Consider the following 14,192-nt stretch of genomic DNA (forward strand, 5'->3'; position numbering starts at 1 on the left):
TTAAGGGGAGTTGTTTATTGTTGTATATTTATGGTTACTAAGGTATACTAAAATAGTTGTGTTTATAGGAAAAATCAATTGTTATTAGGAGAAATTTCAGATAGTTTCCATTTGCCAGATTTATGTTTTACCAAGTGAAGATTATAAGTTGTGGTTTTATATGGGCTTTTTCCTTCTATGCCATTCACTTCCGCTATACATATATTACCATCTGAAAACTTAATCTTAAAGTCTTCTAGGGAATATAATTTATATTTATTAAAAATACCAGAAGTGGAGTATTTTTTTATAGCATAATCTAAGTTTTTACATTTAAAGTTAGTGTAACTAAAAACAATTATATAAATAGTAATTATAATAATTAAAGATATGAGGGAAAGAGTTTTGAATTTTTTAAGATTTTTTACAAGATTCATAATTCACACTCCTTTAAAGATATAATCAATTATAGCATTTAAAGTAATTTATGTAAATAAATTACAAAAAAATAGGAGGGTATGATAATGGATTTTTCTGCTATTGTATTAATGGAAAAGGATAAAGAGACAAAATTTTTTACAAGAGAGCTTGGAAGCTATGAGGTTAACGAAGGTGCAGAATATATTACTAAACTATTTTATGATGGCGAAAAGGTAAATTTATATTTTGATACTAATAAAGATGTAGAAGAGTGGGAATTTTCAGCCATATATGATTTGTTCGATGATGAAAGTTTAACTGATTTGGTTGACTCTATAGAAATTTATGATGAGGAATTTAATCCTACATGGATTGTTACTTTTGATTACGATGAAGATCATAATGTGCTAAATAATAGATTAAACAATGTATGTACAAGAATTAAGGAAGCTTTAGAAAAAGTTTTTATTGATATAAAAGGAAAATGTGAGGAATATCAATAGTACATAATTGGGGGAGAATCATGAGATTAGAGCATATATGTAGAGTTAATGAATCAGATATACTTGGTAAACATGTATATGGGGATGATGGAAGAATATTGTTAAAAGCTGGTATGAGTCTTAGTAGTGTATACATAAAAAGACTTGAAGAGTTAGGAGTATATTATGTTTATATTGAGGATGAACGATTAGAAGATATAGACATAATAGATGAAAAACTAATAGTACTAAAACAAGCAACTATGAAAAGTTTAAAGAATATATCAAGGGGTATAGGAAGTATAGTTGGTTCATGTGGAGATGAATATTTAGAAAATATGGATCAGTTATTGAATTATATAATGGAAATTGAAGATGTGAATAAATGTTTAAATGATGTAAAAACTCATGATAACTATACATTTTTGCATAGTATAAATACTGGAATTATGTCAGTGTTTTTAGGAATGAGCCTTGGAATGAAAAAGTGGACAGTGCGAGAATTGGGTATATGTGGAATGTTACATGATGTAGGAAAAATAAAAGTGCCTGCAGGTATAATTAATAAAAATGGTAAGCTTTCTGATGAGGAGTTTGAAGTCATGAAGAAACACCCAATTTATGGTGGGGAAATATTAAGTAAAAATTATAAAATTCCAGCTAGTGCAATTGAAGGTGTAGAGCAGCATCATGAAAAAATTAATGGAAAAGGGTATCCTTATGGATTGCAAGGGGATCAAATTTCAAGATTTGGTAAGATCGTAGGAATATGCGATGTATATGATGCGGTAACTAGTGATAGAAGCTATAGAAAAAAGTTTGAGCCTAATCAAGCTTATGAGCTTATACTTTCTGGATCAGGAAGTCAGTTTGATGAAAAATTAGTACGTACATTTAAAGAAACATTTTCAGTATATCCATTAGGATGTTGTGTTAAACTTTCTAATGGAGTAGAAGGATATGTTATAAGTCAGAACAAAGGGTTCCCCGATAGGCCTATAATAAGAGTGCTATATGATCATAAAACTAGAAAACCAGTCAAATTTTATGAAATTAATTTATTGGAAAAAATTAATTTAATTATTCAATGTGTAATTTAATAAATATATGGATTGAGGGATGTACTGTTTTTAATTATGTTGTATAATTGAGGTATGTCCTTTTGGTTTTAATATAGAAATTCGGTATATTTATAAACATATTCTACCTGATGACTACCAGCTCTAATACTTCTATCTTTTTCAAAATGGGGGTAAAGAGTTACTACGTCCTTGGATAACGATTTTTATTCAGAGGGGATAAAAACCTCCCTCTGAAACAAAGAACTCTGTTTATAATAAAATTAAAGTACAATTGGAGGTAAAATAAAATGAAGATATCTAATATAAAAATTTCAATAACAGAAAAAGATTTATACAGTATTGTTGTAGATTTATTAAGAGACTATGTACCTGTTGAAGGACTTAAAATTGACAAAATATTAGTAGATAAAAATATTAATGTAGTTGGAAGTTATAAGCATAAAGTATCTATTCCTTTTTCTGTTTATATATCTATAAATAAAGTTGAGAATAATAAGTTATATTTAAGTATAGATAAAATTAATGTAAAAAGTCTTAAAATATTTAAAGGTATTGTAAATGTAGCATTAAAAGTAATTAGCTCGAAAGTAGTTAATTTTGGTATAGAATTTACTGACGATATGATAAATATAGATTTATATAAGTTGTGTAAAGTTATACCAATGGTTAATTTTAAATTAGAAAATTTATCTATAATTCCGTATGGACTTGAAGCAGAGGTTAGTAATTTTAATTTTAAAAATGAAAATGATAAATCTAATGGTAAAAATGAAGAAGAAGTTCCAATTTACAATGTAGAATGTAATAAAAAAAATTTAGATAGCCATAAAGAGTATACTTATAGAAGGTTTAGAAAAGAATTTAAAGAAAGATTTTCTGCAAAACATGAGAAGATGTATCCCTATGTAGTGATGATACCGGATATAATTGCTTTATTTATGAGATTATATAAGGATAAAAGAGTAGCAAAAGAGGTAAAGTTTAATATATCTATTGCTTTAGGATATCTTTTGTTTCCTTTAGATATATTGCCAGATACATTACCTATTATAGGTAAAATTGATGATTTAGCAGTTACATTTTTTATACTTCAAAAGGTGCTTTGTGATATTCCGGAAGAAATAATTCTTGATAATTGGGAAGGTCAGAGCAATATTATAGAGGTTTCTAGGGAAGCTATGATTTTACTAAATGACAAGTTTGGAGCAAAAGAAATAAGAAAAATAGTGGATGTAGTAAGAATATCTATAAAAAAGACTATAGTATTTTTTACTAAATAAATCTACGTTTAAGGTAGGGGTTATTATGGCAATTAAATACTATGCAATAAAAAAAGGAAGAGATTTTAATAATAATGTGGACGTTAATAATATTATTGTTAAAAGTTGGAGTGAGTGTCTTTCATATGTAAAAGGAGCGAAAGGTGCTATATATAAGAGTTTTTTAACAGAAAAAGAGGCAAAAGATTATTTAGATAATAGTTCAGAATTAAAGAAAGGTATGGACAACTATCCTTTAGATGTGCCTCATATATATGTTGATGGTAGCTATAACATATCTACAGAAAGGTTTGGATATGGGGTACTTGTAGTTGAAAAGGATATAATTACATATGTCAACTATGGTGGAGGCAAGAATAATCAGTGCAACCAAAGGCAAGTAAATGGAGAGCTTAAGGCTGCTATAAATGGTGTAAAATATGCATTAGATAATAACTATAGAGAAATAGTATTATTTTATGATTATGCTGGAGTCTGTCAACATGCAACAGGTACATGGGAGAGAAATACAGTTTTATCAAAGGAATACTATGAAGTTATTAACAAGTTAAAAAAAGAAGGAAATATAAAAATTATATTTGTTAAGGTAGATAGTCATACTAATGATTTATATAACGATATTGCAGATGAGTTGGCAAAAAGTGGTGCTGAGGTAGAATTTGATTCTGTAGTGGATAAAGCTATTAGAAACAATACTTTAAGGGTTTCTACTAGTGATGTTAAAAATAAACTTTCTAAAATTATTAAGAAAAATATTAGTAATGTTATGTGTATAGATGTTGATAGTACTATAGGAATTGAAGATGAATATCCAATTACCAGAATAATAGAACACTTAAATAGTATAGACATAAAAGAGAGAGAAAAGCATTTAAAATGTGTACCTATAGAGGTTAAGGATAAAATTATATTAGAATTAATTAAAAACTTAAAATAAATTAATTATAGGCATATAAATTAGAAATATGAGCATCCTATAAACATACTTAAGATCTACTAATTATGAATAAGTAAATATTATTGAAACCTAAAATATTTATTTATATGAAAAATTCTATGGAATTTTAGGTAGATAAGTATACAATGAGAAGGGATGTGTATTTTATGAAAATGTTATTAAAGATTATGGTGTTGATAGCAAGTTTAGCCTTAGCTGTTAATTACGTAATGCCTTCAATGGATGGAAGAACTAAAAGAAAATTAAGGAAAAAGGCTAAGAGGTTTCAACATAGAGCTGAAGGTATGTTTAATAAAGCAATGGTTCCTTTAAGATAGCTAGAGCAGATTTTCTGCTCTAGCTATCTTTATTTTAAATAAAGTTTAATTTAATACAATAAAACTAATTAAATTAACTCACATTTAATAAAAATTTAAGACATTTATTTTTGTGTATTTTGTTTGTTTATGATACAATATAGGGGTATAATTATCTGAAGTAATTAGGAAGCATTTGCTAAGAGAAGAGGATGAATTTATGGAAATTTTATCTTTAGGAGAAAAAATAAAAAAAAGGAGAAAGGAGCTTGATTTAACTCTAAAAAATCTGGCTGGAGATAGAATAACTGCTGGTCAAATAAGTTTAATTGAATCAGGTAAATCTAATCCTAGCATGGACTTGTTAGAATATTTAGCAGGTGCATTAAAAGTTTCGGTAGAACACCTTATGGAAACTGAAGAAACGCAAGCAGGTAAGATTTGTATATACTATCAAAACATTGCGGAATCTAATATATTAAACAATAATTTGGAGATAGCTTGGAAGGCATTAGAAGATTCATTTTTATATATTGAAAAATATAATCTTCAATTAAATATGGCAACTAATTTGTATTTAAAAGCCTTAATACATGAAAAGAAAAAAGAATATGATGAAGCTCAGGAGTTACTACTTTCAGCTAATAATATATATATTAAATATAATTGTAGTAATGAAATTATTAAAGTATTTATGCTTCTAGGCAAAATTACTCTTGAACTTGATGCATATCATTCTGCATATAGCTATTTTCAACAAGCAGAGAAGGTGTTTGAAGAAAGTGATGTATATAATGAAGTTGCTATGGGTAAGGTTTATTATTACATAAGCAAAACTCTTAATAAAATGGGAATTGATAAAGAAGCAATAGAGTATATGAAATATGCTGAAGAAAAACTTTTAAAACTAAAGGATTCGAGAAACTATGGAGAATCATTCATGAAGATTGGACAAGTAAGGTTTAAAGAGGGTAATTTAAACCAAGCTATTGCATACACTGAAAAAAGTTTGAGCCTATTTAGAACTAGGCAACAAAGTATTTTAATTACAGATTTAATGTCAGGGTTAGGAGAAATGTTTTCAGAATATGGATATGTAGATAGGTCCTTTGAATATCTTTTAGATGCTAAAGCTATTAAAGAAAGGCTTTCTGAGGAATCTACTGTTAATACTTTAATGTTGATTTGTAATAACTATATAAAATTAAAAGATGAAATAAATGCAAAAAAGGTACTAGAGCAGATAGTATCTAATATGCAAAATTTAAGTGTAACAGATTGTACTTTAATGTATAAGTACCATATTCTTAAATATAAAATTGAGTTACTAGAGAAAAAGTATGAAGAAGCCGAAAGAACTTTAATAGATGCTTTAAACTATACAGAAAAAATGAATTATCATAAGGAAAGTGCTGAAATTGCTATTGCCTTAGGAAAATTCTACATGGACTTAGGAAGAGAAGAAGAAGCTGGAAAATATTTAGATGAAGGGGTTAGGATTCTTGAAGAAACAAAATGCTTAACGGATTTTTAAAAATGGGGGATAACTATGGAAATATTATCGGCTGGAGAAAAAATAAAGAGGACCAGAATATATAAAGGTCTAACTTTAAAAGATATATGTGAAGATAAAATTTCCGTTTCTAAAATGAGTTGTATAGAAAACAATAAGGTTGATCCGGAAGATTGGATTCTAGAAATTATTGTTGATAAGCTTGGATTAGATATGGAGTATTTAAAACATGGTGTAAGAGAACAGATAGAAGCAAATATTGAAAAATTTAATTCTATGACGCCATTGATTTCTTTAGAAGATGTACTATACAATGTAGATTATGCAGAAAAGTATCACTACTACGATTTGAGTTGTAAACTATTTCAAATACTGTTTGAATACTATTTGAATCACGGTATGTCAGCGGAATTAAGCACTACCATACCTAGATATTATAATTCTTGTCAAAAGTCTAAGGATGAAATTTTACATATTAATTATTATATGTATATAGCAAAATATTTATATACTAATGGTGAATGTTCTCAAGCGGGTAGTTATATATCAACAGTAAGGAAGAAACTTATTGAATTAGATAAAAAAGACTCAGTAGAATATATAAAGGCAACTTATAATCAAGTAGTAATTTATATAATGTGTAATAATATAATTAAAGCAAAAAAAGTTAGTGAAGATTTAAAGGAAATACTTTCATTTAATAAAAATGAGTATGTAAATGCAGAAATATATAAAGTGTTAGCTATTATAGAAATTTATTTAGGTGGCAATGAAGTTAAATACTATGAAGAACAAGCTTTAAAAAGATATGATAACTTGTTAGATAAAAAGGCAAGAGCATATTATGATCTTGCAAAAGCTATGTTTGAAAATGGAATTAAAGATGAGGCTTTAGACTATGTAGAAAGAGCTTTGAATGAATATCCAAGAAATGATAAAGAGCAGTTATGTGAATTTTTGATTGCTGGGGTTAAAAGCTTGATAGAGTATGGTTACTACGATTTAGTGTTAAACTATATAGAAGAGGTGCTAGATTTATCTATTGAACTAGAGCTTGTTCCAATAATGGAAAAAGCATATTACTATAAAGCCATGATATTCGAAAGGAAGAAAAATTATATAATGGCTGAAACATATATGATGCTTTCTTTAGATGCCCTGATGAAATATGGAACTAAGAGTGAAATATGTAAAAGGTATATGAAGATAGGCACCATGTATCATGATATGGGAAATGTTAGTGATTCAATAAAATATTTTAGTTTGGCCTTTAAGAAGGATAAAAGTTTTTATTAGTTAGTGATTTTATTTATTGGGATTTAATATGAAAATAGGTTGTTGCAAAATGATTTTTAATCACTTTGCAACAACCTATATTTATTTTATAAATCTTTTTATAATATGGTCTTTAGCTTTAATTTCGAAGGAATCATTTAGAGGAGAAAGTTCAACTTCACCATACTTATTTTTTATTGCTAAAGATAAAAGTCTATCTGTAAGCTCGGGATTTTTAGATAGTAAGCTTCCATGAAAATAAGTGCAGAAAGTATTTTTATAAACACAACCTTCTTTTTTATCTTCACCATTGTTACCAAATCCATATTTCACTATACCAAGAGGATTTAAATCACCAATGTAAGTTTTGCCTGAATGATTTTCAAATCCTACGTAGGTTTCATTAAAGAATTCATTATATATAATTGAATTGCCTATTAATCTTTCGTTAGAAGCTTTAGTATAAATATCTAATACACCCAATCCTTCTAAAATATCACCTGTAGAAGTTTCGTAGGTTTTTCCTAAAAGTTGATATCCTCCACATATGCATATAAATACTTTTCCAGATTCTATATAATCGGTAATCCCTTGTTTCTTAGTTTCTACTAAGTCTTTAGAAACTATGGACTGTTCATAATCTTGACCACCTCCGAAGAATACTATATCAAAATCTTCAGGGTTAAATTCATTACCTATTGATACGTTTTTTATTATAACATTTACTCCTCTTTTCTCAGCTCTATGTTTAAGAATTAGAATATTTCCAATATCACCATAAACATTCAATAAATCAGGATATAAATGACATATATTAATTTCCATAAACTCACCTTAACCTTACCAAATTTTATTTATATAGCCTTTACTATGCAACAATTTTCTAAGATGCAACATAGCGGTATATGTAACAAGTACATATGTGGTTTCTGCTTCAGCACTTATTATATTATTTATAAGCTCATCATCGGATTCACAGATTTTAAAGCTTTCTTCTTTAAGATTAGCAATCTTTAGTCTTACAGCCATATCATAAAGACGTATACCAGAAATTATAATATCATTTATTTCTAGTGAATTTAAATTTTCAAAATCTACATCCCATATCCATGAAACATCTGTACCATCGGCATAATTATCATTTAACATCAATGCTAAATTTATAGGTTTATTATTAAGAAGCAAAGTGTTTATAGCTTGATTATAACCAGCAGGATTTTTCACAAGAATTATTTTTACTTCTTTTCCATTTATATTTAGACTCTCTTGCCTTCCAAAAGTGCTCTTTTGATTTTGTAAAGATGATTTAATTGAAGTTGATTCTATACCTAATTCTAGTGTTACAGATAATGCACAAATAGCATTATATATGTTATATTCTCCAGATTGATTTATAAAGTAATTTTCTCCATTAACAACAACCTCTGAGCCTTCGGTAGTTAAAGCTGTTATTTCATCAATGTGATATTTAAGTTCAGGTCTTTCATAACCGCAATTTGCACAAAGGTATTTTCCTAGATGGTTATAAGTAATAAATTCGTAACTATAAGGAGTCTTACAGAATTTACAGAACTTGCTGTCTGCATTTATATTTAAAACTGTATTTTCTTTAATAGGAACATTAAAGCCATAATAAACTACAGGGTTATTTGTATCAATTTTACCTAGTAGAGACTCATCACCATTTAGAACAAGTAGAGATTGAGGAGATTTATGTATTCCTTCTAAAATTTTATTATAAGTAGTATGTACTTCTCCATATCTATCTAACTGATCTCTAAATAGATTAGTTACAGTAATTATTTCAGGTTTTATATATTTTGTTATGAATTTAAGGTAAGCTTCATCTACTTCGATAACCGCGTACATATCTTTATTCTTATTAGAAAATTTGAAATTAGAAATGAAAGATGCAACTATTCCAGTATTCATATTAGCACCAGTATTATTAGTTATAGCATTTTTACCGGCTTTATTAAGAATATTATAAATCATGCTAGTGGTTGTAGTTTTACCGTTAGTACCTGTAATTAAAATTACCTTATAACCTTTAGCAACTGTTGATAATATACCTCTGTCTAAGGCTAAAGCGACCTTACCAGGAAAGTTTGAACCTCCTTTAAATAATTTGGTACTTAATTTTAATATGATTTTTGAAGTGACTATAGCTATAAATGAATTTATCTTAATTTTTCACACATCCTTTAAATATTTCTCAGAGTTATTTTAATAAATTAATTTAAGTATTTACAAGTATATCAATTTTATATTATAACATATATCTACATTAATGACATCATTGAAAAATAAAAATGAAAGGATGATTTTAAATATTAATTTAGATTTAAAAAAATATTAAAAGTTAGCAAAATTCGATAAAAGTGATGTACTATATCTCGTTATAATATTTTAAATGCAGTATAATGAAGTTCGACTTGCAATAAATCTGAATAAAATATGATTTCATAAAGAAAAATAAAATATTTGTTGCATTTTTATAGAAAAGTAGTATTATAATATTAGGAAATTAAAAAATGTGTTACATTAATTCCTAGAAGATATTTGGGGGTAGTAAAATGGATTTTAACTTAAATAATTTAAAAATTAATACTAATAAGGAAATTTATAGAAATTTAAGCTATGCTGAGTTAGTTTCTCATGCTATTAAAAATGAAGAAGGAATTCTTGCTAATAGTGGGGCTTTTGTTGTGAAAACAGGAAAATATACAGGGAGATCTCCTAAAGATAGATTTATCGTAAGACAAGAAAGTGTAAATGATTTAATTAATTGGGGAGAGGTTAACTTACCTATAGAAGAAGAAATTTTCAATAATTTATATTCACAAGTTATAGATTATTTATCCGCTAAGAATTTATATGTATTTGATGGTTATGTTGGAGCGATGAAAGAGTATAGCATGAATATAAGAGTTGTCAATGAATTGGCATCACAAGCTCTAATGTCTAATCAATTATTTAGAAGATATGAAAAAGAGCAATTAGAAAGTTTTATACCTGAGTTTAATGTAATTGTAGCGCCAGGTTTTAAATCTAAAGGAAAAGAGGATGGAGTAAACTCTGAAGCCTTTATAATAATTAATTTTGAAAAGAAGATTGTTTTAATAGGTGGAAGTCAATATTCTGGAGAGATTAAGAAGTCAATATTCTCTATAATGAACTTTTTATTACCTAAAAAGGGTGTATTTCCTATGCATTGTTCAGCTAATATTGGAGAAGATGGTGATACTGCTGTATTCTTTGGACTTTCTGGAACTGGAAAGACGACTTTATCTGCAGATCCTGATAGAAAACTGATTGGTGATGATGAACATGGTTGGTGTAATGAAGGAGTATTTAACTTTGAGGGTGGTTGCTATGCAAAAACTATCAAGTTAGATAAAGAAAAGGAAAAAGAAATTTATAACGCTTTAAAATTTGGAGCATTACTAGAAAATGTAGTTTTAGATGAGAATAATAGACCAATGTTTGATGATGATTCTTTAACTGAAAATACAAGAGGAGCATATCCTATAGATTTTATCGAAAACGTTGAAATAAGTGGAGTTGGTGGGAATCCTAATACAGTAGTATTTTTAACTGCAGATGCTTTTGGTGTGATACCACCAATATCTAAATTATCTAAAGAAGCTGCTATGTATCACTTTATGTCAGGATATACTAGTAAGCTAGCTGGTACAGAAAGAGGAATAACTAAACCAAAAGCTACATTCTCTGCTTGTTTTGGTGAACCTTTTATGCTTATGAAACCAGAAGTATATGCTAAACTATTAGGAGAAAGAATTATAAAAAATAATACAGAAGTATATCTTGTTAACACTGGATGGTCTGGTGGCGAATACGGTGTAGGTAAAAGAATGAATTTATCTTATACTAGAGCTATGGTTAAGGCTGCTATAGAAGGCAATTTGAGAAATGCTGAATTCGAAAAGGATGAAAACTTTAATGTTCTTATTCCTAAAGAGGTTCCAAATGTACCATCTGAAATATTAAAACCTAAGAATACTTGGGAAGATAAAAAAGAGTATGATAAGAAAGTATACGAGCTTGTTAAGCAGTTCCGTGAAAACTTTAAAAAATTTAATAGCGTAAGTGATGATATATTGAAGGCAGCACCTGGATGTAATAAATAATAATTATAAAGAAACTCAAATTAAAATGAGTTTCTTTTCTTTATGTAGAGATAGAGTAGTATAAATAACGAAAAATTGTCATGAAGTATAGAAAACTTTTATTTTATTGGAAAAAAGTTTATAATAAAATATAAATATAACAATATGCAGATGTAAAGGGGGAGTAATGGGTTGAAAGCTAGAAAAAGAAAAAATATAGGATTAGGTGTTTTGATTATAATATTAAGTGTTGTAGGGTTTTGGATGTTTAGTCAAAGAGATAAAGAGCATGATTATACTACTAAAGTAGAAAAATGGGATAATTTATATTCAGGAAATAATATAAAGTTTTATTACATTGATAGTTCTGTAGCGGAAATAGCTACCCTGAAAAGTAAATATAAGGTAGAGACTTTAGTTAATGAAAATACCAGTGAAATTATGAAATGTGTAGATATAAACAAATGGGTAGACGAAAAAGGGGAAATAACTCTTTCAGATATGGATACTAACAAAGGTGGAGAAGATCTTTTAAAAATTCTAATGTCGGGTAGAAAGGTTTCACAAAAGGATTATAATACAGTACTTCAAGAATTGTTATCTTCAATAGGTATAAAGGTTAGAATCGGAGAATATAGATTAAATGGAAACTACTCTGTATTAGAAGTATGGGATTCTAAGTTTAATAAGTGGATAATGTTTGATGTGGTTACAGGTGGATATTTTAAAGAGGGTGATGAACCTTTAAGTGCCATTGAAGTTTTAAAAAAAGATTTATCTCAGCTTAAGGTTAGTAGTAATGAAGATGGGGTTTTAGATAAAAAATCTATAAAGCTACTAAATAATTATCTAGGTACTTACAGTATAAGAATTGATAACAGTAAATATGAAGGATCCATAATAAACTCATATATAACATATGTAAAAGATGTTATGGATGCTCAATTAGAAACTTCTAAAGGTTATATTCCACCAACTATATTTGTAGATAATGATTCTTTATTTAACATTAATCCTTATGAAGAAAAAGTGAATAATGAGTTAGATAAAATTCCTACTATTATATTTTCGAAAACAAATGTAAAGGAAGATGATGATAACTATATAAAATTTGCTTTAGGAGCATTTATGAATAGTTTAATGGTTGAGGAGTTTTATGTTAGAGTAAATAGTGGAGATTTTATTAAGGTTGACACTTATTATAATTTATCTATAGAAAAAGGTGTTACAACTATAGAGATTTCATTAGATGGTATTAATCCTTTACGACAGGTGGTTATAAAGAAATAAAAGAAATGGGAAAAGAAAAAACTGGCAATGTAGATTGCATTGCTTTTTCGTAAGCTTGGGGTGTAGGAATATCATTGTTAATTTTTACAATTTTGAAGCAATAGTTACTTAACTGATATATAATATAAAAATAAAATAAATAAGTTAAGTATTTGTAAATATAAGACCTTTAAATGAATAATATAGGTAATATATAAATGCGTAATAAGCATTTATATATTACAATTAAAATACTACATCATAAAAGTGCTGTATATTAACTAATTTAGTATGAATAATAAAGTGATATAATTTAAAAAGTATATCACTTTATTGATTTTTTACAATAGTCAGAAATTTGACATAATATATAAAGAAAATTATAATGTAGCTAGTTATAAAATGATATTACCATTTGGCATGTGGAGGGTATGTATGAAAGAAATCAAACGTTATTTAGAAACAAGAGAAGGGGAATATAGTTTTTATTTTGCAGATTTAAAAAGTGATTATACTTATGGGTTTAATGAAAATCTTAAAATGGTGGCTGCTGGTTGTATTAAACTTCCTATTGCTATGGCAGTGATGAAAGAAGTGGAATCTACTAATATATTTTTAGATCAATTGGTAACAATAACAAATGATGATAAGGTTTCTGGTTCTTTTGGTATTATACATGAATTAGAAGGAAGACAATATAGTATTAAAGAATTAATAGTTGCAATGCTTATTCAAAGTGATAATACAGCAGCGTGTAAACTTATAAACACTATAGGCAAAGATAGGATAAATAATATCATTCATGATATGGGGTTAACATCTACATTTATAAAAAAATATCCATCAGGTGAAAAAGAAGACTTTGATAATGAAAATATAACTACAAGCTATGATTTATGTAAAGGTTTAGCATTATTGAGCAAGGGAAAAGTGTTAAATGAAAAACATAGTAAATTTATCTTAGAAGTTATTAGAAGAAATCAATTAACCACAGGGATATCATTTTATTGGCCTAAAGATTTTAAAGTTAAAACGGCACATAAAGCAGGAAGTTTAGAAGGAATAGAAAATGATATAGTGTTATTAAATTTGGAAAAAGGTGATTTTGTATTTGTTGTTATGTCAAGAAATTTACCATCTAATGTTTATGGAGTTAGTTCTTTAACAAGAGTTGGGAAAATGATGTTTGATATTATTGATAAGGATTGGAATTAATATAATATCTCTAAGTTAAAGAGTGTGGAATTTGTACACGCTCTTTAATTTAATATTAAATTATTAAAATTTCATAATATAATTTTGAAAAAAAGGTAAAGAATAGTTTGATTTTTAACTTATAATCATTAGAAATTAAGGAATACTGAAATTATTGGTAACAATATTGCCTGGTGTATCAGTAATAGAATTATATAGATATTATAAGGAAATTAAAGGAATGTGTATTTATTTTGGCACAATGCAGTTATTATAAAAGAACAAGCTATCATATCATGATAAGATAAGTCTTG

At 27.2% G+C, this 14,192-nt stretch carries 13 protein-coding genes; 10 read left to right on the plus strand and 3 right to left on the minus strand.

Annotation, left to right across the window (positions count from 1 at the left end):
• Window positions 1-74: 74 nt before the first annotated feature.
• Window positions 75-416 carry a hypothetical protein gene (locus B3630_RS01765; RefSeq protein ID WP_346894979.1) on the minus strand — a complete coding sequence of 114 codons (342 nt, stop codon included), beginning with the start codon at window positions 414-416 and terminating at the stop codon, window positions 75-77.
• 87 nt (window positions 417-503) lie between these two features.
• Here B3630_RS01765 and B3630_RS01770 point away from each other — a divergent pair, with 87 nt between their 5' ends.
• The 7 genes from B3630_RS01770 (at window position 504) to B3630_RS01800 (ending at window position 7,306) form a co-directional block, all read left to right on the plus strand.
• Window positions 504-902 carry a DUF6762 family protein gene (locus B3630_RS01770; protein ID WP_346894981.1) on the plus strand — a complete coding sequence of 133 codons (399 nt, stop codon included), beginning with the start codon at window positions 504-506 and terminating at the stop codon, window positions 900-902.
• Window positions 903-922: 20 nt separating this feature from the next.
• A complete protein-coding gene (locus tag B3630_RS01775) occupies window positions 923-1,981 on the plus strand; it encodes an HD-GYP domain-containing protein (RefSeq protein WP_346894983.1) in 1,059 nt (352 codons plus the stop codon).
• Between the two features lie 269 nt (window positions 1,982-2,250).
• On the plus strand, window positions 2,251-3,243 hold the full coding sequence (locus tag B3630_RS01780; protein ID WP_346894985.1) for a YkvA family protein: 993 nt from the start codon (window positions 2,251-2,253) through the stop codon (window positions 3,241-3,243).
• 25 nt (window positions 3,244-3,268) lie between these two features.
• Complete coding sequence (locus tag B3630_RS01785) at window positions 3,269-4,180, plus strand: ribonuclease H family protein (protein ID WP_346894987.1); 912 nt, start codon at window positions 3,269-3,271, stop codon at window positions 4,178-4,180.
• A gap of 167 nt (window positions 4,181-4,347) precedes the next feature.
• Window positions 4,348-4,518 (plus strand): hypothetical protein, encoded by a 171-nt coding sequence (locus tag B3630_RS01790; RefSeq protein ID WP_346894989.1) that lies wholly within the window; start codon window positions 4,348-4,350, stop codon window positions 4,516-4,518.
• Between the two features lie 199 nt (window positions 4,519-4,717).
• Window positions 4,718-6,031 (plus strand): helix-turn-helix domain-containing protein, encoded by a 1,314-nt coding sequence (locus B3630_RS01795; RefSeq protein WP_346894991.1) that lies wholly within the window; start codon window positions 4,718-4,720, stop codon window positions 6,029-6,031.
• Window positions 6,032-6,046: 15 nt separating this feature from the next.
• Window positions 6,047-7,306, plus strand: a complete 1,260-nt coding sequence (locus tag B3630_RS01800; protein ID WP_346894993.1) for an XRE family transcriptional regulator — start codon at window positions 6,047-6,049, stop codon at window positions 7,304-7,306.
• An 81-nt stretch (window positions 7,307-7,387) separates the two neighbouring features.
• On the opposite strand, the gene B3630_RS01805 is transcribed toward B3630_RS01800, so the two are convergent.
• Both B3630_RS01805 and B3630_RS01810 read right to left on the minus strand, forming a co-directional pair.
• Complete coding sequence (locus tag B3630_RS01805) at window positions 7,388-8,110, minus strand: glutamine amidotransferase (RefSeq protein WP_346894995.1); 723 nt, start codon at window positions 8,108-8,110, stop codon at window positions 7,388-7,390.
• A 15-nt stretch (window positions 8,111-8,125) separates the two neighbouring features.
• On the minus strand, window positions 8,126-9,475 hold the full coding sequence (locus B3630_RS01810) for a Mur ligase family protein (protein WP_346895003.1): 1,350 nt from the start codon (window positions 9,473-9,475) through the stop codon (window positions 8,126-8,128).
• A 386-nt stretch (window positions 9,476-9,861) separates the two neighbouring features.
• Here B3630_RS01810 and pckA point away from each other — a divergent pair, with 386 nt between their 5' ends.
• From pckA to B3630_RS01825, 3 genes are all read left to right on the plus strand, one after another.
• Window positions 9,862-11,436, plus strand: coding sequence for a phosphoenolpyruvate carboxykinase (ATP) (pckA, locus tag B3630_RS01815; RefSeq protein ID WP_346894997.1), 1,575 nt, complete (start codon window positions 9,862-9,864; stop codon window positions 11,434-11,436).
• Between the two features lie 171 nt (window positions 11,437-11,607).
• The gene (locus B3630_RS01820; protein ID WP_346894999.1) at window positions 11,608-12,705 is read left to right on the plus strand and encodes a hypothetical protein; all 1,098 of its coding nucleotides are present in this window, start codon (window positions 11,608-11,610) and stop codon (window positions 12,703-12,705) included.
• 414 nt (window positions 12,706-13,119) lie between these two features.
• Window positions 13,120-13,899, plus strand: coding sequence for a serine hydrolase (locus tag B3630_RS01825; protein WP_346895001.1), 780 nt, complete (start codon window positions 13,120-13,122; stop codon window positions 13,897-13,899).
• Window positions 13,900-14,192: the final 293 nt, after the last annotated feature.

Origin of the sequence: Clostridium sp. UBA7503 (assembly GCF_002477055.1) — a bacterium.
Lineage (GTDB): Bacteria > Bacillota > Clostridia > Clostridiales > Clostridiaceae > Clostridium_J > Clostridium_J sulfidigenes.

What these genes read in the sequence shown, in the direction of transcription:
- B3630_RS01765 (WP_346894979.1), bottom strand. Translation starts at nt 416, where the DNA reads ATGAATCTTGTAAAAAATCTTAAAAAATTCAAAACTCTTTCCCTCATA.
- B3630_RS01770 (WP_346894981.1), top strand. Translation starts at nt 504, where the DNA reads ATGGATTTTTCTGCTATTGTATTAATGGAAAAGGATAAAGAGACAAAA.
- B3630_RS01775 (WP_346894983.1), top strand. Translation starts at nt 923, where the DNA reads ATGAGATTAGAGCATATATGTAGAGTTAATGAATCAGATATACTTGGT.
- B3630_RS01780 (WP_346894985.1), top strand. Translation starts at nt 2,251, where the DNA reads ATGAAGATATCTAATATAAAAATTTCAATAACAGAAAAAGATTTATAC.
- B3630_RS01785 (WP_346894987.1), top strand. Translation starts at nt 3,269, where the DNA reads ATGGCAATTAAATACTATGCAATAAAAAAAGGAAGAGATTTTAATAAT.
- B3630_RS01790 (WP_346894989.1), top strand. Translation starts at nt 4,348, where the DNA reads ATGAAAATGTTATTAAAGATTATGGTGTTGATAGCAAGTTTAGCCTTA.
- B3630_RS01795 (WP_346894991.1), top strand. Translation starts at nt 4,718, where the DNA reads ATGGAAATTTTATCTTTAGGAGAAAAAATAAAAAAAAGGAGAAAGGAG.
- B3630_RS01800 (WP_346894993.1), top strand. Translation starts at nt 6,047, where the DNA reads ATGGAAATATTATCGGCTGGAGAAAAAATAAAGAGGACCAGAATATAT.
- B3630_RS01805 (WP_346894995.1), bottom strand. Translation starts at nt 8,110, where the DNA reads ATGGAAATTAATATATGTCATTTATATCCTGATTTATTGAATGTTTAT.
- pckA (WP_346894997.1), top strand. Translation starts at nt 9,862, where the DNA reads ATGGATTTTAACTTAAATAATTTAAAAATTAATACTAATAAGGAAATT.
- B3630_RS01825 (WP_346895001.1), top strand. Translation starts at nt 13,120, where the DNA reads ATGAAAGAAATCAAACGTTATTTAGAAACAAGAGAAGGGGAATATAGT.